This window comes from Streptomyces sp. NPDC029216 (assembly GCF_040648015.1).
GTDB lineage: Bacteria > Actinomycetota > Actinomycetes > Streptomycetales > Streptomycetaceae > Streptomyces.
This window is the reverse complement of sequence record NZ_JBEZWL010000030.1, coordinates 1-24,314: the sequence shown is the minus strand read 5'-3', so window position 1 is coordinate 24,314 and position 24,314 is coordinate 1. Positions and strand designations below refer to the sequence as shown.

General features: G+C 73.1%; 19 protein-coding genes and 2 pseudogenes. 7 read left to right on the top strand and 14 right to left on the bottom strand.

Translation table 11 applies throughout. The features are described from left to right. Both AB0F18_RS14265 and nuoN read left to right on the top strand, forming a co-directional pair. Entirely contained in the window at positions 1–1,602 is a 1,602-nt protein-coding gene (locus AB0F18_RS14265) for an NADH-quinone oxidoreductase subunit M (protein WP_362059304.1), read from the top strand. Beyond that, positions 1,599–3,254, top strand: coding sequence for an NADH-quinone oxidoreductase subunit NuoN (gene nuoN, locus AB0F18_RS14260; RefSeq protein ID WP_362059301.1), 1,656 nt, complete (start codon positions 1,599–1,601; stop codon positions 3,252–3,254). The genes AB0F18_RS14265 and nuoN overlap by 4 nt, the downstream gene beginning before the upstream one ends. A gap of 63 nt (positions 3,255–3,317) precedes the next feature. Here the strand turns inward: nuoN and AB0F18_RS14255 are convergent, their stop codons facing one another. The 9 genes and pseudogenes from AB0F18_RS14255 to fahA form a co-directional block, all read right to left on the bottom strand. Continuing rightward, complete coding sequence (locus tag AB0F18_RS14255) at positions 3,318–3,932, bottom strand: hypothetical protein (RefSeq protein ID WP_362059298.1); 615 nt, start codon at positions 3,930–3,932, stop codon at positions 3,318–3,320. A 94-nt stretch (positions 3,933–4,026) separates the two neighbouring features. After that, a complete protein-coding gene (locus AB0F18_RS14250) occupies positions 4,027–4,638 on the bottom strand; it encodes a hypothetical protein (RefSeq protein ID WP_362059295.1) in 612 nt (203 codons plus the stop codon). A 420-nt stretch (positions 4,639–5,058) separates the two neighbouring features. After that, positions 5,059–7,941, bottom strand: a complete 2,883-nt coding sequence (locus tag AB0F18_RS14245) for a fumarate reductase/succinate dehydrogenase flavoprotein subunit (protein WP_362059292.1) — start codon at positions 7,939–7,941, stop codon at positions 5,059–5,061. Between the two features lie 14 nt (positions 7,942–7,955). Next, a complete protein-coding gene (locus AB0F18_RS14240) occupies positions 7,956–8,768 on the bottom strand; it encodes an ABC transporter ATP-binding protein (RefSeq protein ID WP_362059290.1) in 813 nt (270 codons plus the stop codon). Positions 8,769–9,091: 323 nt separating this feature from the next. After that, positions 9,092–9,862, bottom strand: a pseudogene (locus tag AB0F18_RS14235) (ABC transporter permease); the annotation flags it as partial. After that, positions 9,859–11,214: an ABC transporter substrate-binding protein gene (locus tag AB0F18_RS14230; protein WP_362059287.1), complete on the bottom strand. Its 1,356-nt coding sequence runs from the start codon at positions 11,212–11,214 to the stop codon at positions 9,859–9,861. The pseudogene AB0F18_RS14235 and the gene AB0F18_RS14230, both read right to left, overlap by 4 nt. 14 nt (positions 11,215–11,228) lie before the next feature. Continuing rightward, positions 11,229–11,456 (bottom strand): ferredoxin family protein, encoded by a 228-nt coding sequence (locus AB0F18_RS14225; RefSeq protein ID WP_362059284.1) that lies wholly within the window; start codon positions 11,454–11,456, stop codon positions 11,229–11,231. Between the two features lie 55 nt (positions 11,457–11,511). Continuing rightward, positions 11,512–12,282: a GntR family transcriptional regulator gene (locus AB0F18_RS14220; protein ID WP_362059281.1), complete on the bottom strand. Its 771-nt coding sequence runs from the start codon at positions 12,280–12,282 to the stop codon at positions 11,512–11,514. A gap of 139 nt (positions 12,283–12,421) precedes the next feature. Then, on the bottom strand, positions 12,422–13,648 hold the full coding sequence (gene fahA, locus AB0F18_RS14215; RefSeq protein WP_362059278.1) for a fumarylacetoacetase: 1,227 nt from the start codon (positions 13,646–13,648) through the stop codon (positions 12,422–12,424). A 159-nt stretch (positions 13,649–13,807) separates the two neighbouring features. Between fahA and AB0F18_RS14210 the strand changes: the two genes are divergently transcribed. Further along, positions 13,808–14,614, top strand: a complete 807-nt coding sequence (locus tag AB0F18_RS14210; protein ID WP_362059275.1) for an HAD family hydrolase — start codon at positions 13,808–13,810, stop codon at positions 14,612–14,614. A 143-nt stretch (positions 14,615–14,757) separates the two neighbouring features. On the opposite strand, the gene AB0F18_RS14205 is transcribed toward AB0F18_RS14210, so the two are convergent. Continuing rightward, the gene (locus tag AB0F18_RS14205) at positions 14,758–16,758 is read right to left on the bottom strand and encodes a CocE/NonD family hydrolase (protein WP_362059269.1); all 2,001 of its coding nucleotides are present in this window, start codon (positions 16,756–16,758) and stop codon (positions 14,758–14,760) included. A gap of 299 nt (positions 16,759–17,057) precedes the next feature. On the opposite strand from AB0F18_RS14205, the gene AB0F18_RS14200 reads away from it, so the two are divergent. The 4 genes from AB0F18_RS14200 (at position 17,058) to AB0F18_RS14185 (ending at position 20,182) form a co-directional block, all read left to right on the top strand. Further along, complete coding sequence (locus tag AB0F18_RS14200) at positions 17,058–18,068, top strand: polyprenyl synthetase family protein (RefSeq protein WP_362059266.1); 1,011 nt, start codon at positions 17,058–17,060, stop codon at positions 18,066–18,068. Positions 18,069–18,295: 227 nt separating this feature from the next. Then, positions 18,296–19,495, top strand: a complete 1,200-nt coding sequence (locus tag AB0F18_RS14195; protein ID WP_362059263.1) for a DUF2092 domain-containing protein — start codon at positions 18,296–18,298, stop codon at positions 19,493–19,495. A 97-nt stretch (positions 19,496–19,592) separates the two neighbouring features. Next, complete coding sequence (locus tag AB0F18_RS14190) at positions 19,593–19,796, top strand: ribbon-helix-helix domain-containing protein (protein WP_344163314.1); 204 nt, start codon at positions 19,593–19,595, stop codon at positions 19,794–19,796. Next, positions 19,793–20,182: a hypothetical protein gene (locus tag AB0F18_RS14185; protein WP_362059260.1), complete on the top strand. Its 390-nt coding sequence runs from the start codon at positions 19,793–19,795 to the stop codon at positions 20,180–20,182. The genes AB0F18_RS14190 and AB0F18_RS14185 overlap by 4 nt, the downstream gene beginning before the upstream one ends. Here AB0F18_RS14185 and AB0F18_RS14180 read toward each other — a convergent pair. The 4 genes and pseudogenes from AB0F18_RS14180 to AB0F18_RS14165 all read right to left on the bottom strand — a co-directional run. Next, positions 20,172–21,509: a M28 family metallopeptidase gene (locus tag AB0F18_RS14180; protein ID WP_362059257.1), complete on the bottom strand. Its 1,338-nt coding sequence runs from the start codon at positions 21,507–21,509 to the stop codon at positions 20,172–20,174. The two genes, AB0F18_RS14185 and AB0F18_RS14180, sit on opposite strands and share 11 nt — an antisense overlap. Positions 21,510–21,745: 236 nt before the next feature. Then, positions 21,746–22,717 (bottom strand): EamA family transporter RarD, encoded by a 972-nt coding sequence (gene rarD / locus AB0F18_RS14175; RefSeq protein WP_362059255.1) that lies wholly within the window; start codon positions 22,715–22,717, stop codon positions 21,746–21,748. Positions 22,718–22,864: 147 nt separating this feature from the next. Beyond that, positions 22,865–23,719: an SDR family oxidoreductase gene (locus AB0F18_RS14170; protein WP_362059252.1), complete on the bottom strand. Its 855-nt coding sequence runs from the start codon at positions 23,717–23,719 to the stop codon at positions 22,865–22,867. A 157-nt stretch (positions 23,720–23,876) separates the two neighbouring features. After that, positions 23,877–24,314, bottom strand: a pseudogene (locus tag AB0F18_RS14165) (2-oxoacid:ferredoxin oxidoreductase subunit beta); the annotation flags it as partial.

Below are 24,314 nucleotides of genomic sequence, written 5' to 3'. Positions count from 1 at the left end.
ATGACCTTCCCGCTTCTGACGGTGACGGCCGCGCTCCCCGCGGTCGGCGCGGTCCTCACCGCCGCCGTCCCGGCCAAGCAGCGCACCGCCGCCAAATGGCTCGCGCTGCTGTTCTCGCTGGCGACGCTCGCCCTGGCCGTGCTCGTCGCGGTCCGCTTCGAACCCGGCGGCGCCCGCTACCAGCTCACCGAGTCCCACGCCTGGATCGCCGACTTCGGCGTCCGCTACGAACTGGGCGTGGACGGCATCGGGGTGGCGCTCATCGCGCTCACCGCCCTGCTGATCCCCTTCGTGATCGGGGCCGGCTGGAACGACGCCGACCCCCTGGAGACCAACTCCTCCCGCTGGCGTCCCACCCAGGGCTTCTTCGCCCTGATCCTGCTGGTCGAGGCGATGGTGGTGATCTCCTTCGAGGCCACCGACGTCTTCCTCTTCTACATCTTCTTCGAAGCCATGCTCATCCCGATGTACTTCCTCATCGGCGGCTTCGGGGACCGGGCTCACGCGGGCTCCGACGAGAACGCCGCCGCCCAGCGCTCGTACGCGGCGGTCAAGTTCCTCCTCTACAACCTGGTCGGCGGCCTGATCATGCTGGCCGCCGTCATCGGGCTGTACGTGGTCGCCGGGAACTTCTCCCTCCAGGAGATCGCCGCCGCCCGCGCCGCGGGCACCCTCGACATGGCGGCCAACACCGAGCGGCTGCTCTTCCTCGGCTTCTTCTTCGCCTTCGCGGTCAAGGCCCCGCTGTGGCCGCTGCACACCTGGCTGCCCAACGCCATGGGCGAGGCCACCGCCCCGGTCGCCGTCCTGATCACCGCGGTCGTCGACAAGGTCGGCACCTTCGCGATGCTCCGCTTCTGCCTCGGCCTCTTCCCCGAGGCCAGCAAGTGGGCCACCCCGGTCATCCTCGTCCTGGCCCTGATCAGCATCGTCTACGGCGCGCTGCTCGCGGTCGGACAGCGGGACATCAAGCGGCTGGTCGCGTACGCGTCGATCTCGCACTTCGGCTTCATCATCCTGGGCATCTTCGCGATGACCTCCCAGGGCCAGTCGGGCGCCACGCTGTACATGGTCAACCACGGGATCTCGACGGCGGCGCTGATGCTGGTCGCCGGCTTCCTGATCTCCCGGCGCGGTTCGCGGCTCATCGCCGACTACGGCGGCGTCCAGAAGGTCGCCCCCGTACTCGCCGGCACCTTCCTGATCGGCGGCCTCGCCACCCTGTCCCTGCCCGGACTGGCGCCCTTCGTCAGCGAGTTCCTGGTCCTGGTCGGCACCTTCGCCCGGTACCCGGTCGTCGGCATCATCGCCACCATCGGCATCGTGCTGGCCGCGCTGTACACCCTGGTCCTCTACCAGCGGACCATGACCGGCCCCGTGAAGGAGGAGGTCCGCTCCCTGCCGGACCTGCGCCCGCGGGAGCTGCTGGTGGTCGCCCCGCTGATCGCGCTGCTGATCGGACTGGGCGTCTACCCGAAGGTGCTCACCGACATCGTCAACCCGTCGGTGCAGCACACGCTGTCGGACGTGAAGAAGACGGACCCCAAGCCTGAGGTGGCCGTGGAAGCCGAGCACATCGACAAGAAGGCGGCGGTCAAGTGAGCGCCGCGACTGCTGCCCAGGGCCTGCTGACGCTGGCGGCCAACGGACCGGCCGACAAGATCCCGGCCCCGCACATCGAGTACGCGCAGCTCGCGCCCACGCTGATCGTGGTGGGGGCGGCCGTCCTCGGCGTCCTCGTCGAGGCCTTCGTCCCGCGCCGCTCCCGCTACTACGTCCAGGTGTTCCTCGCCGTCGCCTCCCTCGCCGCGGCCTTCGCGGCGGTCGTCGCCCTCGCGGCCGGCGGGTACGGGAGCACCAAGGCGCACATCGCGGCGATGGGCGCCCTCGCCGTCGACGGCCCGGCGCTGTTCCTCCAGGGCACCATCCTGCTGGCCTCGATCGTGGCCGTGTTCACCTTCGCCGAGCGCCGCCTCGACCCGAAGGCGCACGGCAACCGGGTGGACTCCTTCGCCGCCCAGGCCGCGTCCGTACCGGGCAGCGACAGCGAGAAGGCCGCCGTCAAGGCCGGGTTCACCACCACCGAGGTGTTCCCGCTGGCCCTGTTCGCCATCTCCGGAATGCTGATCTTCCCGGCGGCCGACGACCTGCTGACCCTGTTCATCGCCCTGGAGGTCTTCTCCCTCCCGCTGTACCTGCTCTGCGCCGTCGCCCGCCGCCAGCGGCTGATGTCGCAGGAGGCGGCGGTCAAGTACTTCCTGCTCGGCGCCTTCTCCTCGGCGTTCCTGCTCTTCGGCATCGCCCTGCTCTACGGCTACGCGGGCTCCGTCTCGTACGCCGCGATCGCGGACGTGGTGGACGGCACGGTCGCCGACATCGACCCGGCGCTGGCCGCCACCATGGGCAACGACGCGCTGCTGCTGATCGGCGGCGCACTCATCCTGATGGGCCTGCTCTTCAAGGTCGGCGCGGTCCCCTTCCACATGTGGACCCCGGACGTCTACCAGGGCGCCCCCACCCCCGTGACCGGCTTCATGGCCGCCGCGACCAAGGTGGCCGCCTTCGGCGCCCTGCTGCGCCTGCTCTACGTGGTCCTGCCCGGGCTGCGCTGGGACTGGCGGCCGGTGATGTGGGGCGTCGCGATCGTCACGATGCTCGCGGGCGCGGTGATCGCCGTGACCCAGACCGACGTGAAGCGGCTGCTGGCGTACTCCTCGATCGCGCACGCCGGGTTCATCCTGGCCGGTGTGATCGCCACGTCGGCGGAGGGCGTCAAGTCCGTCCTCTTCTACCTGGGCGCCTACTCCTTCGTGACGATCGGCGCGTTCGCGGTGGTCACGCTGGTGCGCGACGCGGGCGGCGAGGCCACCCACCTGTCGAAGTGGGCGGGCCTGGGGCGGCGTTCGCCGCTCACCGCGGCCGTCTTCGCGGTGTTCCTGCTGGCCTTCGCCGGTATCCCGCTGACCTCCGGCTTCGCCGGGAAGTTCGCCGTGTTCAAGGCGGCCGCGGAGGGCGGTGCCGGGGCGCTGGTCGTCGTCGGTGTCATCTCGTCGGCGATCGCCGCGTTCTTCTACATCCGGGTGATCGTGCTGATGTTCTTCAGCGAGCCGAAGGCCGACGGCCCGACGGTGGCGGTGCCCTCGCCGCTGACGATGACGACCATCGCGGTCGGCGTCGCCGTCACCCTGGTACTGGGCCTGGCGCCGCAGTACTTCCTGGACCTGGCCGGACACGCGAGCACGTTCGTGCGCTGACCCCGTCACAGGCCGCGGGCCCGGCTCCCCTCGGGGGAGCCGGGCCCGCGTTGCGTCGGGGTGCTAACCGTGGGCGGCGTGCTTCGGGTCGGGCGCGGTGGAGGCGGTGGTGCCGGGGCACTTGAGGGCCGTGTTCCAGTTGTGGAAGCGGCCCGCCGGGTTGTCCTTGTACGCCCACATGTGCAGGTCGTAGTGCTTGGGCATGCCCTCCCAGTGGCCGGGCATGGGCCCGTCGAAGGGCAGGCCGAACATGGTCGGCCGGTCGTCGGTGGTCTTCAGGTCCTGGTCCCGGTCCGCGGACATCCACTCCACCGTCTGGAGCTTGCGGCGGCCGTTGCGGTCCTTTTCCGTGCTGTAGAGGAGCGCGGTCGGCCTGGCGGGGTCCGTCGAACCCCAGTTGGCCTCCTTGACGTAGTGGTAGCCCATGGCCCCCACCCCGAAGGGGTTGGTCATGCACTGCCGGCCGTGCGGGACGTACCCGTCCTTGATCGCCTCGCGTTCGTCCACGTACTTGGCGGTCACCGCGATCGCCGTGGCCATGTCGCGCATCGCCTTCGCGTCGTGCGGGTCGGGTGCCGGACCGTCCACGGCGTGGGCCGGGGGGAGGGCGGCCAGTGTGATGGACGCGGCGGCGACGGCACACGCGGACAGGGACTTGAGGCCGCGGGATACGGGCATGGGAGCTCCTGGTGTTCGGGTCCCGGAGGGGCTTTCGTCCACCATCCCGGCGGTGCGCGGGCCGTGCACGCGGCGGGCCGCCGAACGGGGGTCGCTACGGGGACGTGACGGCGGGGGAGGGGGTCGTCGCCGGGGCCACCGGGCGGGGGCGGGTGGTGCCGGGACGGCAGGCGACCCTCGGGTTGAAGGGCTCGAAGCGGCCGGCCGGGTTGGCCTTCCACAGCCACAGGTGCAGCGAGTAGTGCACCTTCTGGCCCTTGTAGCGGGCGGGCAGCGGCCCCCGGAAGGGCTCGCCGAAGAGGGAGGGGCGGTCGTCGTCGGTGTCCAGCCGGCCGTCCTTGTCGACGACCATCCATTCGAGCCCCGCCAGACGCCAGTGGCCCTTGCCGTCGCCCTCGTAGAGCAGGGCGGTGGGCTTCTTCGGGTCGACGGAGCCGTCGTAGGCGTGGTTGAAGTGCGGGTAACCCAGCGCCCCGGGCCCGCCGTTCGGGTCCACGACGCAGTACTGGTCGGGCACGTACCCGGCGGCTACGGCGGTGGCGTGCCGGTGGTACTTGGCGGTCGCCGTGTAGGCGAGGGCCAGTTGGGCGGAGGGCGCGAGCCGGGGCGAGGGCGCGGCGGCCACCGCCGGGGCCGACGGCGCGACCGCCAGGGTCGCGGCGGCCGCGAGGGCGAGGGGGGCGATTCTGCCGGTACGAGGGGCCATGCAGGCAGCGTCACCTCACCCCCCGGGCCCCGCCACTCAGGCGGCGCGAGCGGCGTACGGCTACTCCTCCCGGACGGGGGGCCGCCTCCGACCCGGGCTCCGTCGCACCGCCGGCCCCGGCGCCGGGGCGGCTGCGGCCCGGGCGGGCGGGGTGGGTGGTGTGTGGGCGCCCGGGCGGGCCGGGTGGGTGGCGGTGGCGCGGCCGTTCCTTGCGGCGTGGCCGGCCCCCGGGGCCCGGTCGGTCGCCGCCGGGGGCAACCGACCGGCCTGACGGTCAGCCGGCGCGGCCCCGCTCTGGGCGCAGCGGAACCCAGCCTTCGGACTCCTGCGCCCGACCGAGGCGGCGGGCCCGGGGCCGGCACGTGACCGGCCTGCTGCCCCGGCCCTGGCCGGCCGCCGTTGGCGGACCTGACCACGGGGTCAGGCGGCGCGGGTGGCGTAGGCGCGGACGTCGGCGTCCGGGTCGGTTACGGCGGAGGCCAGGGCCTTGCGGGCCCCGGGGGCGTCCCGGTGGGCCAGTAGCGCCAGGACCGCCGCCTTGCGGACGTCCGCCTCGGGGTCGGCGGCCAGGGTGGCCGCCAGCGCCGGTACGGCGGCCCCCGCGTCGGCCGCCGACAGCGCGGCCGCCGCTCCCGCGCGGACCTGCCAGGCGGGATCCGCCAGCGCCGCCGCGGCGGTGTCCGCGTACGGGGGCGGGCAGCCGGTGGAAGCGAGGGCCCCCAGTGCGGCCGCGCGCACCAGCGGGTCCGGGTCCCCGAGCAGCGGCCCCAGCGCGGACCGCACCCCGGCCCCCGGGGCGGCGACCGCCGCGAGCCCCTTAGCGACGGCCACCCGTACCTCGCGGGCCCCGTCCCCGGCGGCCGTCGCCAGCTCCGCGAGCGCGTCCACCGAGACCAACGCCCGCACGGCGTGCACCCGGACCTCCGTATCCGGGTCGGCCAGGAACCGCGCGTACAGCGGGGCATCCCCCAGCCGCAGCGCGCGCAGCCCCTCCAGGGCGGCCGCCCGTACCACCCGGTCGGCCACCGCCAGGGCCTCCCGCAGCCCGGCGTCCAGGCCCGGGTCACCCGGCAGCACCTCCAGCAGCTCCCGCAGCGCCCCCGCGGCGGCGGCCCGCACGCCGGGGTCGGCGTCCCGCAGCCGCTCGGCCAGCGCGGGCCCCGCCCCGGCGGGCACGGTCTCCCCGACGACGGCGACGGCGGCACTCCGCACGGCGGGATCCGGGTCGGCGAGATAACCCCGCAACACCCCCAGCTCGGGCGCCTCCTCGACGAGCCCGAGCAACTCCAGGATCCGCGGCGAGGCCCCGCCCCCGTCCCCGGCCGCCGGGGCCTCGGCCACCGGATCGGGCCCGGCCGCCGCGGGGCTGGCCGCCGTGGGTCCGGCTGCCGTGGGCTCGGCCGCTGCGGGGTCTGTCGCCCGGGGGGCCGGGAGGGGGGTGCTCGGGGCGGGGGGTGCCGTCCCGGGACCCGTGCCGGGCCGGGCGGCTTCGGCTCCGGCGGTGCGGGGCAGGGCCGGGGCGGCGCCGGGTCGGGACGGGCCCGCCTTGGCCACGCTGGTCAGGGTGACCTCGCCCAGGGGCCGTGACGGGCCGCCCGGCGGGGTGAATTCCGGGACCGGGACCACGTACGGTTCCACCGGCCGGGCCGTGAACTCCATCGCGCCCGAAGCCGACTTGCGCAGGTCCAGGTGGTACAGCCAGTCCGTGTCCGACCGCTCCGGATGGTCCAGCCGCTCGTGGTAGAGCCCCCAGCGGGACTCCGTCCGCGCCAGCGAGGCCCGTGCCGCCATCTCCGCGCAGTCCCGGATGAACGACACCTCCGCGCAGCGCATCAGCTCGTGGGCGGTGGTCGCCCCCATCCCCGCGATCTCCGCCTCCATACGGCCGAAGGCCTCCACCGCCAGCGACAGCCGCGCGCCCGTCTTCGGCGGCGCCACGTAGTCGTTGACGAACCGCCGCAGCTTGTACTCCACCTGCGGCTGCGGCGGCCCGTCCGGGTTGCGCAGCGGCCGGTAGACCAGCTCGTGGGCCGCCGCCAGCTGCTCCGCCGGCAGCTCGCCCTCGTACGCCGTGTACCGCGCGGCGTCCGCGCCCGCCAGATCGCCGAAGACGAACGCCCCGATCATGTAGTTGTGCGGTACGGAGGCCAGGTCCCCGGCCGCGTACAGCCGGGGCACGGTGGTGCGGGCGTGGTCGTCCACCCGTACGCCGGACGCCGAGTGCCCCCCGCACAGCCCGATCTCCGAGATGTGCATCTCGATGTCGTGCGTGCGGTAGTCGTGGCCGCGCCCCGCGTGGAAGGTGCCGCGCGTCGGCCGCTCCGTCGTGTGCAGGATCGACTCCAGCGCGGCCACCGACTCCTCGGGGAGGTGGCTGAGCTTCAGGTACACCGGCCCCCGGTCCGAGGCGAGTTCGGCCGCGAACTCCGCCATCATCTGCCCCGACCAGTAGTCGGAGTCCACGAAGCGCTCGCCGTGCCGGTTGACCTGGTAGCCGCCGAAGGGGTTGGCGACGTACGCGCACGCCGGGCCGTTGTAGTCCTTGATCAGCGGGTTGATCTGGAAGCACTCGATCCCGGTCAGCGCCGCGCCCGCGTGGTACGCCATCGCGTACCCGTCCCCGGCGTTGGTCGGGTTCTCGTACGTCCCGTACAGGTACCCCGACGCCGGCAGCCCGAGCCGGCCGCAGGGGCCGGTCGCCAGGATCACCGCGCCCGCCCGGACGGTCACGAAGGCGCCGGTACGGGTGTGGAAGCCCGCGGCCCCGATCGCCCGGCCGTCCTCCGGCGAGGTGAGGACCCGGACCGGCATCACCCGGTTCTCGATGCGGATCCGCTCCCGCATCTCGCGGCGGCGCAGCTGCCGGTAGAGCACCTTCTTGACGTCCTTGCCCTCCGGCATGGGCAGGACGTACGAGCCCGAGCGGTGGACCCGGCGCACCGCGTACTCGCCGTGCTCGTCCTTCTCGAACTTCACCCCGTACGACTCCAGCCGCTGCACCATCGCGAAGCCGCGGGTGGCGGTCTGGCGGACGGTGGACTGGTCGACGATCCCGTCGTTGGCGCGGGTGATCTCGGCGACGTAGTCGTCCGGTTCGGCGCGGCCGGGCACGACGGCGTTGTTGACCCCGTCCATGCCCATGGCGAGGGCGCCGGAGTGGCGTACGTGGGCCTTCTCCAGCAGCAGGACGCGGGCCCCGCGCTCGGCGGCGGTCAGCGCGGCCATCGTGCCGGCGGTGCCGCCGCCGATGACGAGGACGTCGCAGGAGAGTTCCTCGGCGTCGCCGATCGCGGGGATGTCCACGGTGTGGTGCCTTTCTAGAGGGAAGCGAGGATGTGCGCGCGCAGCTCCGGGTGGGCGGCGGCGCGGTCGCGCGGGGCGGGTACGGGGAGCACCTCGCCGGTGGCCGGCAGGGCGACCCGGTCGGCCAGGTGGAGGGCCTCGTCCACGTCGTGCGTGACGAAGACGACGGTGGCGCCGGTGCCGGCCAGGACGTCCACGAGGAGGTCCTGCATGCCGGCGCGGGTGTGGGCGTCGAGCGCGCCGAAGGGTTCGTCCATCAGGACGGCCCGGGGGCGCGGGGCGAGGGCCCGGGCCAGCTGGACGCGCTGGCGCTGGCCGCCGGAGAGCTGGTGCGGGAGCTTGTGCGCGTGCTCTGCGAGCCCGACGCGCTCCAGCCAGCCGGTGGCGGTCCGGCGCCGTTCGGTGCGCGGCACTTTCTTGATCTGCAGGGGCAGTTCGACGTTGGCGCGGACGGTCCGCCAGGGGAGCAGGGCGTCGTCCTGGAACACCAGCGCCCGGTCTGCGCCGGGGCCGGTGACGGGCCGGCCGTCCTGGGTCACCTCGCCCGCGAGCGGGGGCAGCAGGCCGGCGAGGGTCCGCAGCAGCGTCGACTTCCCGCAGCCGGAGGGGCCGACGACGGCCAGCACCTCACCGGGCTCGACGCTGAGCTCGACCCCGTCGAGGACCGCACCCCCGACGGGGTGCCCGAGCCGGGCTCCGCGCAGGGCGAGGGCGGCGCCGTGCCCGAGGGGGGCTCGGGGTGGGGCCAGGGTGGTGCCGTGTCCGGGGTGGGCTCCGGGTGGGGCGACGGTGGTGCCGTGCCCGTTCGGGGTGGGCGGGGTGCTCATGTCGTGGTCCCTTCGCTGGTGGTGCCCTGCGGGGCGGTTCCCCTACCCGCCCTTCGCCCGTTCCCCGGGGCTCCGCCCCGGACCCCGCTGCCCTCAAGCGCCGGGCGGGCTGTGGGGTCGGCGGCGCCGGGTGCGCTCAATCGCCGCGCGGGCTGGGACGCGCGCAGCGAATCCTCAGCCCCGCCGGCGCTTGGGGCGCTGGGGGCACCCCCAGCGGTGGCCGGGGCGGGTCGCGGGGTCGGGGTGCGGCGGGCAGCTCGGGTCGAGGCCCGGCGGGCAGCCCGGGGCCTGGCCGCCCCCGCCCCGGCCGGGCGGGCCGGTGGGGCCGAGGGCGGGCGGGGGAGCCATGACGTGAGGTGGTGGCCCAGGCGTTCGACGGCCGTCGCCGTCAGCCAGCCCAGTGCCCCGATCGTGGCCATGCCGACGAAGACCCCGGGGTAGTCCACCACCGTGTAGTCCTGCCAGGTCCGGTACCCGACCCCGTACTCCCCGGAGATCATCTCGGCCGAGATCACGCAGATCCACGACACCCCGATCCCCACCGACAGCCCCCCGAACACGCCCGGCAGGGCCCCCGGCAGGACGACCGACAGCAGCACCCGCCACCGCCCGCCGCCCATCGTCAGCACGGCCTCCTCCCACACCGGGGACAGCGCCACCACCGCGTGCCGCGTCGAGACCAGCACCGGGAAGAACGCCGCCGCGCAGGTGATGAAGACGATCCCCTGCTCGTTCGAGGGGAAGAGCAGGATCGCCACCGGCACGAGTGCGATCGCCGGGACCGGGCGGAGCACCTCCAGCACCGGCCCCAGCAGGTCCGACACGAGCCGCGAGCGCGCGATCGCCGTGCCCGCGGCCACGCCCAGGACGGCCGCCAGCGCGAACCCCGTCACGATGCGGCGCAGGCTGTCCGCCAGGTCCGTCCAGTAGGTGCCCCGCTGGGCCCGCCGGACCAGCTCGGCCGCCACCTCCCCGGCCGTCGGGAACTGCTCGAACCGCAGCCAGAGGTTCACGTCCAGCGAGGTCAGCGCCTGCCACAGCAGCAGTGCCGCCACGAGCGAGCCCGCGCGCAGCGCCCGCCGGCCGGGGGTCATCCGGCGATCCCGGTGGCCTCGGCCCAGCTCACGATCCGTGCCCCGGACCCCTGGTGCTGCCCGGCGTACGCCCGCGCTCCCGCCGCCGTGACGAACGCCCGCAGCTCCGTGCCCTCCGCGACCCACACGGCCCGGTCGGCGAACCAGAGCGTGCCCGTCACCGCGTCCGGTACGTACGCCGCCCGGACCTGCGCCCCGCGCACCGCCCGGAGCAGCTCGCGCGGGGAGTCGTACGTCTTCGTGGCCGCCTCCCCCTTGAGCCACAGCTCCGGCCGGGCCGCCGTCGCGGCCGGGTACGCCGGCCCGCCCGCCGCCGCGAGGCGCCCGAGCGGCTCGGGGTCCACGAACGCGTCCACGTCCACGTCCCCGACCAGCTTGGCGTCCTTCAGCACGGGCAGGTCCTGCTTCAGCGCCTCGATCAGCTCCGGGCGCAGCGCCGGGTCGAAGGTGGCGATGCCGCCCGCGCCGTTGTAGAGGTAGACGACCTCCGCCGGCAGGCCGGTCTCCTTGGCCACCGACTCCGCGGCGGCCACCGGCCGGCTGCGCAGGTACTCCGTCGCCCGGCGCTGGGCGCGCAGGAAGTCGTCCAGCACCCCGGGCCGCCCGGCGGCGAACTTCTCCCGCACGGTGACCCCGTGGAAGGTCGGAAGGTTCAGCTCCGCCCCGTCGTACAGGGCCTTGGCCTTGCCCTCGAAGGCCAGCTGCCCCGGCCAGGCCACGAACTGCGAGAGGGCGTCCGCGCTGCCCGCCTGGAGGGCCGAAGCGCCCACGCTGGGCTGCTGGTTGAGCTTCTGGATGCCCTGGTCGGGGTCGATCCCGGCACGCTGGAGGGCCCGTACGAGGGTGCCGTCGGCGGCGGAACCCACACTGGTGGACACCTTCTTGCCGCGCAGGTCCGCGAGGGACTCCAGCTTCGAATCGGGGGCGGTGACCACGGTGTTGAGGCCGCCGCGCAGGTTGTAGCCGGTGACGGAGACCAGCCGGGTGGGCTGGCGCAGTTCCTTGCCGCGGGCCGCGTTGATGAGGAGCGGGAAGTCGCCCATCGAGCCGATGTCGATCTTCCCGGCGGTCATCTGGGCGGTGATCGGGGCTCCCGTGGCGTAGTCCTGCCAGTCCACCTTGTAGGTGACCCCGTCGCGTTTGCCGCGCGCCGCCAGTTCCTCCTCGAAGTAGCCGAGGGAGCGCAGCAGGGTGCCGGCGGTGACGGTGTTGATGGTCTTGGACTGGTAGCCGACGTTCACGGTGACCGTCTTCGCGGAGCCGCCGTCGGCGCCGGAGGCCTCGGCGCCGCAGGCCGTGGCGAGCGGAGTGAGGAGCAGCAGGGCGAGCGCGGGCGTGAGGGGGGCGCGCATGGGCTGGGGGCCTTTCACCGGAGCAGGTAGGGCATGTTGACGGTCACCGCGCCCGTGGGGCAGCGCGCGGCGCAGGGGCCGCAGTACCAGCACTCGTCGACGTGCATGTACGCCGTGCCGTCGCTCTCGCGGATCGCGAGGGAGTCGAGGGGGCACATGTCGACGCAGAGGGTGCAGCCCTGGATGCACAGGGATTCGTCGATGGTGACGGGCACGTCGGCGCGCTGGGGGACCACGGGCATGGCTGTCTCCGGAAAGGGGGGAGGGAAAGGGGGGAGGGGGAGGGCGCGGTGGGGTTCAGACGGCGCGGTGCAGCAGGCCGCTCATGGTGATCCGGTCGCCGCGGAAGCGGATGAACTCCAGGTCCACGGGCCGTCCGTCGGCGAGGTGGGTGAGCCGCTCCAGCATCAGGACGGCGGCCCCGCGCGGGGCGTGGAGGACGGCGGCGGAGTGCGCGTCGGCGTTGACGGCCTCCACGGTGATCTCGGCATGGCCGAGGGGCTGCCCGCTGAGCCGCTCCAGCAGCCGGAAGACGTCGGTGTGCTCCAGGTCGCAGCCGAGCAGCCCGGCGCCGATGTCCAGGGGGACGTAGGTGAGGTCGAGGGAGAGCGGCAGGCCGTTCAGCCGGCGCAGCCGCTCGATGTAGAGGACGTCGGCGTGCTCGGGCAGGCCCAGACGGCGGGCGACGGGGGCGGGGGCGCGGACGGGGCCCGCCGTGCGCACCTCGTTGGTGACCTCGCCGTGCTCGTGCAGGGTTTCGGCCAGGCCCTGGAGCCGGTCCAGGCCGTGCGGGTACTTCTCGCAGACCACGACGGTCCCGACCCCGGGGCGGCGCTCCACGAGGCGTTCGCCGCGCAGCAGGTCGAGGGCCTGGCGGACGGTGTTGCGGCCGGCGCCGTAGTCGGCGGCGAGGACGTCCTCCAGGGGGAGGGTCCCGCCGGGGTAGCCGCCGGTCAGGATCTGGTGGCGCAGCAGGTCGGCGAGCTGGCGCGCCTGGTCCGCGCGCAGCCGCCGGCGGCGCGCGGCGGCGACCGGGGCGGTGTGCGGGGAGGTCCGTTCGGCTGGCATGGCAGGGAACGTACCGGCGGTGCGCGGTGAATCGTGTTGCGGCGGTATTGCGCCACTGAAGACTTCGGCGGCAGGGCTGTGACCTGCGGTTTCGGCGGGGTGGCGGGAAGATCCGCCACCCCGCCGTTCACGGGGTGGACTAGCGGGTGCCCACGATGCGGCCGGTGACCTCGCCGAGGCCGACGCGGGTGCCGTCGGCGCCGGGGGCCCAGGCGGTGAGGGTGACGGTGTCGCCGTCCTCCAGGAAGGTGCGCTTGCCGTCGGCGAGCTCGACGGCGTCGCGGCCGTTCCAGGTGAGCTCCAGCAGGGAGCCGCGCTGGTCGACCTCCGGACCGCTGACGGTGCCGGAGCCGAACACGTCACCGGTGCGCAGGGAGGCGCCGTTGACGGTCATGTGGGCCAGCTGCTGGGCGGCGGTCCAGTACATGGAGGCGAACGGCGGCCGGGCCACCTCCTGCCCGTTGATGGACACGGTGATGTGCAGGTCGAAGCCGCCGGGGCGGTCGGTGGCGGAGTCGTCGAGGTACGGCAGGAGCGGGAAGTCCCGGGCGGGCGGGGCCACACGGGCCGCGTCCAGGGCCTCCAGGGGGGTCACCCAGGCGGAGACGGAGGTGGCGAAGGACTTGCCGAGGAAGGGGCCCAGCGGCACGTACTCCCAGGCCTGGATGTCGCGGGCCGACCAGTCGTTGAGGAGGAACAGGCCGAAGACGTGGTCCTCGAAGTCGGCGAGGGCGACCGGGCTGCCCAGCTCGGACGGGGTGCCGACGACGAAGCCGACCTCGGCCTCGATGTCGAGCTTGACGGACGGGCCGAAGACGGGCGCCGGGTCGGTGGGCGCCTTGCGCTGGCCGGAGGGGCGTACGACGTCCGTGCCGGAGACGACGATCGTGCCCGAGCGGCCGTGGTAACCGATGGGCAGGTGCTTCCAGTTGGGGGTGAGCGCGTCCCCGTCCGGGCGGAAGATGCGGCCGACGTTGGTGGCGTGGTGCTCGCTCGCGTAGAAGTCGACGTAGTCGGCGACCTCGTACGGAAGGTGCAGCTCGACCCCGTCCAGCGGCAGCAGGTGCGGCTCGACCGTCTCGCGGTGGCCGGGGTCGGTGACCCAGGCGGTCAGCGCACGGCGCACGTCGCGCCAGGCGGTGCGGCCCGCGGCCAGCAGCGGGTTGAGCGAACCCTGGGCGAGCAGGCCGGCGTACGGGGAGCCGAGCGCGACGGCCACGGCCCCCGCGTCGAGCACGTACCCGCCGATCCGGACACCGACCCGGCGGCGCTGCGGCTCCTCCGGGGTGGAGAAGACGCCGTACGGGAGGTTGTGCGGCCCGAACGGGTCGCCCTCGGGGACATCGAGGGGGCTCTGCTGCGGCATGGGGTACTGCCTCGCTTTCGACGCGGTCCGGGGGTGACCCGGGTGTCCTGGGGGGCCTGGGGGCTGGTTGACACGTTACGGGGCGGGTGGGGTCTGTGGGAGGCCGGATTCGGGCGCTATTTGTAGGACTTGTCCAAGGGGGTCCGTATCCTTGGCGCCGTGACTTCCGCCCTCCCCTATACCTTGATCGCCACCGACCTGGACGGGACTCTGCTGCGCGCCGGTGACACCGTCTCCGCCCGCTCGTGCGCGGCGCTCGCGACGGCGCGCGCGGCCGGCGCCCGGCACATCGTCGTCACCGGCCGCCCGGTCCCCCAGATCCGGCACGTCCTGGACGACCTTGGGTATACGGGGCTCGCGGTGTGCGGGCAGGGCGCGCAGGTGTACGACGCGGCGCGCGGACTGCTGCTGCACTCCGTCTCCATGGACCGGGGGCTGGCCGAGGTGGCCCTCGGCAAGATCGAGGCGGAGATCGGGGAGGTGTACACGGCGGTCAACCAGGAGGGCCTGGACGCGGAGATGCTGATAGGGCCGGGCTACCGGATGTGGCACCCGCACCTTCCGACCGTCCGGGTGCCGAAGAGGGGCGACTTGTGGTCGGCTCCCATCACGAAGGTGCTGCTCCAGCACCCGCGGCTGGACGACGACGAGCTGACGCGGGTGGCGCGGTCGGTGGTGGGTGATCTGGTGAACGTCACGATGGCGGGCGAGCACACGGTGGAACTCCAGCCGCCGGGCATCGACAAGGCGAGCGGGCTGGCACGGGCGGCGGAGGCGCTGGGGGTGCCGGCCTCGTCGACGATCGCCTTCGGCGACATGCCGAACGACGTCCCCATGTTCGGCTGGGCGGCCTACGGGGTGGCGATGGCGAACGCCCACCGGGAACTGGTGGCGGTGGCGGACGAGGTGACCCTGTCGAACGAGGCGGACGGGATCGCGGTGGTTCTGGAGCGGTTGTACGGGTGAGGGGCGCGGGCTCGCCATCGCCCCTGCGAGGGGAGGGGGCGGGGCGGTGACTGCCCGCCCGCCTGCCCGGACCGGGGCGCGGGCGACTGGCACAGTGCGGCGGCGGTGGTTCGGGGCCAGGGCCCGCCCCGGATCGCTACGCCTCACCCCGCCGCACGTGGCAGGCGGCGTTGCCAGGTGCGGTGGTAGAGGATTTCGTCCGCCTCGCGGCATACGACCTCGTTCGACGTCACGAAGCCGCCCTCGTCGCACGAGATGGTCGAGTGGGTCTCCACCTGTACGTCCCAGCCCAGTTCCGGCCGGTGGAGCCGGATGCGCCAGTCGGAGCGGGTGCGGGCGGAGAGGGGGTCCGACTGCTGGATCTCGTACACCTCCTGCGCGTCCTCCTCGTACTCCAGCCCGTCCGGGTACACGCGGGTGCCGCCGTACCGGGGGTCCACCTCCAGGCGCCAGGTGCCGCGCGCGACGTCCCGTACGACCAGGCGTTCCGGGCGGGGATCGTCCAGGGTGGCGGGGAAGGAGACGCCCAGGGGTGCGGACTGTTCCGGGGCTTCGAAGACGATCCCCTCGGTCGAGGCGGAGGCCGCGCGGATCGGGAGTTCCAGGGTGCTGCCCGCGGGGTCGAGGGTCCAGCCCGCCTCCGAGCCGGCCCGTGGCCAGATCCAGGGCCAGTAGGCCGAGGAGAGGGAGAGGCGGATGCGGTGGCCCGCGGGGAAGCGGTGGCCGATGGCGTTCAGGTCGAAGGTGACGTCCTCCCACGCCCCCGCGGGCCAGGGGACGGCCCGGTCCCGGCCGTGGCGGGCCGAGAGGTTCAGTGCGCCCCGGGTCACGAGGGTCGAGGCGCCGTCCTGGGCGACGTCGCAGAGCCGGGCCACGACCTGGCCGTACGGGACGTCCATGCGCAGCCGCAGGGTGACCGAGGGGCGGCCCAGGATCTCCACCGGCTCGGCCGTGACCGGGAACTCGAAGCAGGCCGACTTGGCGTCCTCCTCCCGCTGGTCCGGCGGGAGGTCGGCTTCGTTGCCGAAGGGGACGAAGCGGCCGGCGTCCAGTCCGGTGTGCTGGGGTGAGGCGACGGCCACCGGGGCGCCCTGGAGGCCGTACGAGACGGGGACGACGGACGGGGAGGGCCAGGTCTTCTCGGCGGTCCAGCGGCCCGGCAGTTCCTCGTAGGTGGTGGCCGGGGGGTGCGAGTCGCTGATCCAGGCGCGCAGGAGCGGTTCGTCCATGACCCCGGTGTCCGTGCCCTTGAGCCAGTGGTCCCACCAGCGCAGGGTTTCCTGGAGGAAGCCGATCGCCGGCCCGGGCGGCAGCCCGCGGTCCGGGTACTGGTGCGACCACGGGCCGATCAGGCCCCGGAACCGGCCGGCGGGCAGGGCGGAGGCCAGGCGCAGCACGGCGTCCCGGTAGGGGTCGTGCCAGCCGCCCACGGCGAGGACCGCCGCGCGGACCGCCCCGTAGTCCTCGCGGACGCTGCCGTGGCGCCAGTAGGCGTCGCGGGTCTGGTGCGAGAGCCAGGTGTGGACCAGCGGTTCCAGGCCCTCCAGCCGGTCCAGCCACTGCGCGCGCCAGCCGTCGCCGGCGTGGAGCGGGTCCGGGGGGCGGGCGGCGAAGGCGAGCATGGTGGCCGACCAGGCGTGCATGTCGACGGCCAGGACCGAGCCGCCCATGTAGTGGACGTCGTTGTCGAAGCGGTCGTCGGTGGAGCAGACGGTGACCACCGCTTTGAGGGCCTCCGGGGCGAGGGCGGCGATCTGGAGGCCGTTGGAGCCGCCCCAGGAGATCCCGAACATGCCGACCGCGCCCGTGCACCAGGGCTGCGCCGCCAGCCACTCCACCACCGCGACCCCGTCGGCCAGTTCCCGGGCGTCGTACTCGTCGCCGGGGCGGCCCCCGCTGCAGCCGTGGCCGCGCACGTCCACCCGTACGGAGGCGTAGCCGTGCCCGGCGTACCAGGGGTGGCGCTGCCAGTCGCGCGGGGCGGTCCAGTCGGTCAGCCGGTACGGGAGGTACTCCAGCAGGGCCGGGACGGGCTCGTCGGTCACCGGGCGCCAGATGCGGGCGTACAGCCCGACCCCGTCGGGCATCGGGATCCGGACATCCTCGTGGGTGGTCGCGTACGGGAACTCGGTTCGGATGATCATGGGGGTTCGGTCACGCTCCCTCGGTGGGCGGCCGGGCGGCTGCCTCCGGGGCCCTCGGCTCGTCTCTAGCGGTCGTCATTCTGGACAAAACGCGCTCTCCGGTTGTTTCGGCTCTCACCGAACATACCGGTGCGCATCGGGCGGTGCGCGCCCGTCCGCCGGAGGTCCGCCGGACGGCTGCCGGGCAGGTGCTCTGCGTGATCGAAAACAGACCCGATACGCTGGCTTGAGTGATGGCAGCGACACATTGACAATCCATGTGATCGTCATCGGATCGTCAGCAGACAGGAGTACCCCTCGTGACCGTCGTCGGGCCGTTCGGACTGAGCGTGCGGGACCAGGCTCTTGAGGCCGATGTCCAGGCCGGACTGGCCGCTGTCGAAGCGGGTCTGCTGGAGGCCACCAAGAGCGAAGTCCCCTTCATCACCGAGGCCGCGCAGCACCTGGTGCGCGCCGGTGGCAAGCGGTTCCGGCCGCTGCTGGTGATGCTGGCGGCGCAGTTCGGTGACCCGTACGCGCCCGGTATCGTGCCCTCCGCGGTGGTCGTGGAGCTGACGCACCTGGCCACGCTCTACCACGACGACGTCATGGACGAGGCTGACGTCCGCCGCGGGGTGGAGAGCGCGAACGCCCGCTGGGGCAACTCGGTGGCGGTCCTGACGGGTGACTTCCTGTTCGCCCGTGCGTCGCACATCCTCGCGGACCTCGGGCCGGAAGCCGTACGCATCCAGGCGGAGGCCTTCGAGCGGCTGGTGACGGGCCAGATCCTGGAGACGGCCGGTCCGCGCGACGGCCGCGACCCGGTCGCGCACTACCTCGACGTCATCGCCGGCAAGACCGGCTCGCTGATCGCCGTCTCCGGCCGCTTCGGCGCGCTGATGTCCGGGGCCGAGGAGTCGGTCGTCGACATCCTGACCCAGTACGGCGAGCGCCTCGGCACCGCCTTCCAGCTGGCCGACGACGTCCTCGACATCGCCTCCGACTCGCACGAGTCGGGCAAGACCCCGGGCACGGACCTGCGCGAGGGCATCCCGACGCTGCCCGTGCTGCGGCTGCGGGAGACGGCCGAGCGGGAGGGGCGCGAGGAGGACCTGGAGCTCGTGCGCCTGCTGGACGGGGACCTGTCGGACGACGCCCGGCACGCCGAGGTGCTCTCCCGGCTGCGGGTGCACCCCGCGCTGGAGCAGGCCCGCCGCGACACCGTCCAGTACGCGCAGGGCGCGCGCGCCATGCTCGCCCCGCTGCCGGACTGCTTCGCGAAGTCGGCCCTGGAGGAGCTGTGCGACGCGGTGGTCCACCGCGCCGGCTGAGCCCCCGCAACCCCGCTTACGGAACGGGCCCCTCCGCCTCCGCGCCCCCTACGGGTCGGGGGAGAGGGGCCCTTCCCGTGTCATCCCACGGTCGTACGCGGAGTTGATTCCGGGGGCTGACGCCCCGAGCCCGCCGTTTTGGTCAGATGGATCCATCGAAACCCCACCGGATCGGGTGAGTGCGGCGACACGGTTCGCCGCCCTGGACAAGAGGGCAGGGCTCAGACATGGCAGCGAAAACGAAGACCTCGCGCAAGGCCGCGCGGTACGCCGTACCGGTCGCGGTGGCGGGGGTCGCAGCGGCAACCGCCGCGATGGTCCCGGCCTTCGCCACCGCCGGCGGTCCGGACCTGCCCAAGGTGACCGCGCAGCAGCTGATCGAGAAGGTCGCGGCCTCCGACGTGCAGACGCTCTCCGGCAGCGCCAAGATCACCACCGACCTGGGCCTGCCCACCCTGGCCTCCGGGCTGCTGGGCGGCGGCGGGGTGACGGGCGGTTCCGCCAACCCGGAGGACAAGATCGCCCAGCTGGCGAACGGCACGCACACCGTGCGCGTCGCGGCGGACGGCCCGGACCGCCAGAAGCTCACCTTCCTGGACGGCAAGGACGAGTACACCCTCGTCCACAACGGCAAGGACCTCTGGGGCTACGACAGCAAGTCCAACGAGGCCTTCCACGACACGTCGGACCGCTCCGGCCAGGACCACAAGACCGCCGACCGGCTCGCGGCCTCCCCGCAGCAGATCGCGCAGGACATCCTCAAGGAGGCCGGTCCGACCACCGACATCGGCGTGGGCGAGACCGCGCAGATCGCCGGGCGCGACGCCTACCAGCTGGTGCTGAAGCCCAAGCAGAGCGGCTCCACGGTCGGGTCCGTCCAGATCGCGGTCGACGCCAGGAACGGTGTGCCGCTGCGGGTCCAGCTGCTGTCCAGCCAGGGCGGCAAGCCGATCGTCGAAGCGGGCTTCACCCAGGTGGACTTCGGCAAGCCGGCAGCCGACGCCTTCACCTTCACGCCGCCCAAGGGCGCGAAGGTGACCGAGGGCGCCGACAAGGCCAAGGACGGCAAGGGCGGCAAGGACGACGAGCGGTTCAAGGCACTGGAGTCCCTGCCGGGCTTCGGCGGCCTGGCCGGCGGGCAGCACGGCCAGGGCGACGTGAAGGTGCTCGGCGAGGGCTGGTCGACGGTCGCCCGGATCGACACCGGCGCGGGCAAGGGCCTCAAGGACATCGAGAACGACAAGAACGCCCCCAAGGAGGCCAAGCAGTTCCTGAACTCCCTCGGGGACAAGGTCCACGGGAAGTTCGGCGAGGGCCGGGTCCTGTCGACCCGCCTGGTCAACGCGCTGATCACGGACGACGGCAAGGTCTACGTCGGCGCGGTCACCAAGGACCAGCTGGTGAAGACGGCCGACTCCGCCAAGTAGCCGCAGCGGGGACGAGGGTGGCCCGGGACGTGTGTTCCGGGCCACCCTCGTGCCGTTCCCCTCCTGCGTACAGCGCGGCCGCTGTACCGTGATGGACATGTCGAGACACGTCACCATCCGCCTGGACGAAGAGTTCCACGACCGCCTCAAGGCGCGCGCGGCGGCGTTGGGGACGACGGTCACCGCACTGATCACCGAGGTCACGGAACGCGAACTCGACGAGGACCGGAAGAACTTCCTGTCCGGCATAGAGGAGTTCGCGGATCACTGGGGCTACTTCCAGGAGCGGTTCGGCAATTGAAGATCACCATGGAGTGGGCCTGGACCGCACTGGCCCACCATCTGCCGTCTGATCCCGCCGTGTGGGACCCCTCCGGGGTGGCCGCGGCCGTCGCCCGGCACCAGAACGACCTGGTGCTGGTGCCCGAACAGCCCGCCCCCGACACCGCGTGGCGGGCTGCGGCGTTCCTGCACACCCTCGCCGTCTGCCCGGCGCTGGAATCACCGATGAACGAGTTCTACGCGGCCGCAGCCACCCGCTCGTACCTGCGGGTGGCCGGCGCGAAGCAGCTGCCCTCGCCCGAGGAGCTCGGCGACCTGGTGGAGGACGCGAAGCTGGGCCGCGCGGACGTGTCCGCGGTGGCGCAGCAGCTCCGCACCCTCATCCAGGAACCGGTCAGAAGGTGATCTTCCAGCTGTTGATGTAGCCGGTGTCCTGCGCCGCCACGTCCTTGACCTGGAGCTTCCACACCCCGTTGGCCACCTCGCCGGACGCGTTGACCGTGTAGCTCGCGACCACGTTGTCCGCGGAGTCCGAGCTGGAGGAGTTCTTCAGCCGGTACGCCGTGCCGTCCGGGGCGATCAGGTCGATGACCAGGTCACCGCGGTAGGTGTGGACGATGTTCACGTCCACCTTGGTGGTGGCCGGCGCGTTGCCCGTCACGCCGGAGACCGTGACCGGCGAGGTCACCGCGGCGCCGGGGGAGTCCGGGATGTTCACGTCCGCCGTGTTCTCGAAGGACTGGCCCGGCGGGACCACGGTGCCCGCCCCGAGGTTCCAGACGGCGTAGGCGATGGCGTCGGAGTTGCGGTCCAGGGCGGTGTCGTCGATGTTCGCCGCGGTGTCGCAGGAGGAGTGGTAGCAGGCGTCGAAGGCCTTGCCGACCGTGCCGCCCCACTTCTGGGCCTGTGCCGACGTCTTGGTGTAGTCGGCGCCGGAGAACAGGCCGCCGACCGGGATGCCCGCGTTCTTGAAGGGGGCGTGGTCGGAGCGGCCGTCGCCCTCGGTCTCGATCTCCGTGGGTATGTTCAGGCCCGCGAAGTACGTCTTGAAGGTCTGCTCGATGGTCGGGTCGTCGTCGTAGACGAAGTAGCCCGGGTTCGGCGAGCCGATCATGTCGAAGTTCAGGTAGCCGGAGATCTTCGCCTTCTCGGTCGCCGGCAGGCTGTTGACGTAGTACTTCGAGCCGACCAGGCCCAGCTCCTCCGCGCCCCACCAGCCGAAGCGCAGGTGCTTGGTGGACTGGAGCTGCGCGCGCGAGACCGCCAGGGCCGTCTCCAGTACGGCCGCCGAGCCGGAACCGTTGTCGTTGATGCCGGGGCCCTCGGTCACCGAGTCCAGGTGCGACCCGGTCATCAGGACCGAGTTGGGGTCCCCGCCCGGCCAGTCGGCGATCAGGTTGTAGCCGGTGGCGCCGCTGGAGGTGAAGGTCTGGAGGGTGGTGGTGAAGCCGGCCGCGTCCAGCTTGGCCTTCACGTAGTCGATCGAGGCCTTGTAGCCGGCCCGGCCGTGGGCGCGGTTGCCGCCGTTGGCGCCCGCGATCGACTGGAACTGCGACAGGTGCGCCTTGACGTTGGCCAGCGGGATGTCGGGCGGCGTCGATGCGGCCGTGACGGCGGCGGGCGCGGCGGCCCCCGAGGGCGCGGCGAGCGCGGCGGGGGCGGTGGCGGCGAACAGCCCGGCGACCGCGATCGCGGCCACGGCGGTCAGGCGCCGGGAGACGGACAGGCTCATGTGGGGGCTCCGGGATTCCGTGGGGGATGAACCGTCGGGGATGGGACGGAACGTGTGGGAATCGTGCAGGTGAGCGTTGGTGCGTCAGTGCGAGCCCGATGTTCAGCGAGAGTGTGACTGACCGTCAAGAGCGCAATCCGGTCAGAGTGGTTCGGTATACGGACGATCCCCGGCACGGAAGTCCGTACCGGGGATCGTGGGGTGTATGGGGCGCGGGGCCCGAGCCGGGGGAGCGGTTACGCGGGCTCGCGGCTCGGCGCCGGTGCGGAAACGGGAGCCGCGGTGCCCGCCGCCGCGGCCTCGATACCGGCCAGCCGGGCCCGGGAGCGGCGGGAGGTCCGCAGCGCGTCCCAGGTCAGCACGGTCAGCGCGACCCAGACCAGGCCGAAGCCGACCCAGCGTTCGGCCGGCATGGCCTCGTGGAAGTAGAGGACGCCGAGCGCGAACTGGAACACCGGCGCCAGGTACTGGAGCAGCCCCAGCGTGGACAGCGGCACCCGGATCGCGGCGGCGCCGAAGCAGACCAGCGGGATCGCGGTGACCAGCCCCGTCGAGGCCAGCAGCGCGGAGTGCCCGAGCCCCTGTGAGGCGAAGGTGGAGCGGCCCTCCACCCCCAGCCAGAGCAGGTAGCCGAGGGCGGGCGGGAACAGCAGGGCCGTCTCGGCGCTCAGCGACTCCAGGCCGCCCATGTCGAGCTTCTTCTTGATCAGCCCGTACGTGGCGAAGGAGCATGCCAGCACCAGCGAGATCCACGGCGGCCGTCCGTAGCCCACGGCCAGCACCACCACGGCGGCGAAACCCACCCCCACGGCCGCCCACTGGGCCCGGCGCAGCCGCTCGCCGAGCACCAGCACGCCGAGCCCGATGGTGACGAGCGGGTTGATGAAGTAGCCGAGGCTGGCCTCGACGACGTGGCCGTTGTTGACCGACCAGATGTACAGGCCCCAGTTCACGCTGATCACGGACGCGGCCAGCGCGGTCATCCCGAGCTTGCGCGGCTGGCGGACCAGCTCGCCGATCCAGCGCCAGCGCCGCAGCGCGAGGAGCGCGATCCCGACCGCGGCCAGCGACCAGACCATGCGGTGGGCCAGGATCTCGATCGCCCCGGAAGGCATGAGCAGGGGCCAGAACAGGGGCACCAGCCCCCACATCCCGTACGCGCCGAATCCGTACAGCAAACCCGTGCGCTGCTCGTTCTCCGCCTTCACGGGACCTCCAGTGCGACTTCCGGCCAATCTCACAACCTCACGACGGTATCGCCGGAGCAGGCCGCTGTCATGCCCGTTTGATGGAGATACTCATGACATTGCGCAGCCGGCGCGGGCGGGTCCCGTGCGGGACCGGCCCGCCGGGTCTCAGGCCAGGGCGGTCGCGATGGCCTCGGCCACCGGGGTCGTCGGCCGCCCGATCAGGCGGGCCAGGTCGCCGCTGGTCCCGGCCAGCCGGCCGCGGGAGATCGCCGCGTCCACGTCGACGAGGATCGCCGCGAAGCCCTCGGGCACCCCGGCGCCGGTCAGTACGGTCAGGTGGGCGTCACCCGGCACCGCGGAGTACGCGACCTCGCGCCCGGACTGCTGCGCCACCTCGGCGGCGTACTCCGCCAGGCTCCAGGCGGTGTCCCCGGACAGCTCGTAGACCCGGTTGAGGTGGCCCTCGCCGGTCAGCACCGCGGCGGCGGCCGCCGCGTAGTCGGCCCGTGCCGCGGAGGCGATTCGGCCCTCGCCCGCGCTGCCGACGACCGCCCCGTGCTCCAGGACGGCGGGGAGCTGGGCGGTGTAGTTCTCGTGGTACCAGCCGTTGCGCAGGAAGGTGTAGGGGAGGCCGGATTCGAGGACGGCCTGCTCGGTGGCCTTGTGCTCGGCGGCCAGCTCGAAGTCCGCCTCGGGTCCGCCGAGGATCCCGGTGTAGGCGAGCTGGGCGACCCCGGCCGCCTCGGCCGCCTTGATCACGGCGGTGTGCTGCGGGATCCGGCGCCCGACCTCGTTGCCGGAGATCAGCAGGACCCGGTCCCCGGCCCGGAAGGCGCCGGCCAGGCTCGCGGGGTCGTCGTAGTCGGCGACCCGTACCTCGATGCCGCGCGCGGCCAGGTCGGCGGCCTTCTCCTCGCTGCGTACGACGACGGCCAGCTCGGCGGCGGGGACCCGGGCCAGCAGCTCCCCGACGACGAGGCGGCCGAGGGCTCCGGTGGCTCCGGTGACGACGATGCTCATGATGCGCTCCTGTGGTGGGTGGGGGTGCTCCACTATCGTACAGAAAGCGCTAACTTTTAGAAAGTGACTAGGTGGGGGCGGGTACGGCGAAGCCCGGACCCCGTCGAACGGGATCCGGGCTCGGTACTGTCGTCGGCCTGCTTCGGCCTGCTTCGGCTCAGCCCACCACGGTCCAGGTGTCGTTGCCGGTGAGCAGCGTCGCCAGGTCCCCCTTGCCGCGCTGGTCGACCGCCGTCTCCAGCTGTTCGGCCATGAGGGTGTCGTAGACGGGGCGGTCGACGTTGCGGAAGACGCCGATGGGGGTGCGGTGCAGGGTGTCGGGGTCCGCGAGGCGGGAGAGGGCGAAGGCGGTGGTGGGGGTGGCGGCGTGGGCGTCGTGGACGAGGATCCGCGATGCGTTCTCGTCGGTGACGGTGACCACCTCCAGGTCTCCGGTGCGCTCGTTGCGGATGACGCCCTTGGTGTTGTCGGTGCCGAAGCGGATCGGCTGCCCGTGCTCCAGGCGGATGACGGCTTCCTGGGCCTGGTCCTTGTCCTTCAGTGCCTCGAAGGCGCCGTCGTTGAAGATGTTGCAGTTCTGGTAGATCTCGACGAG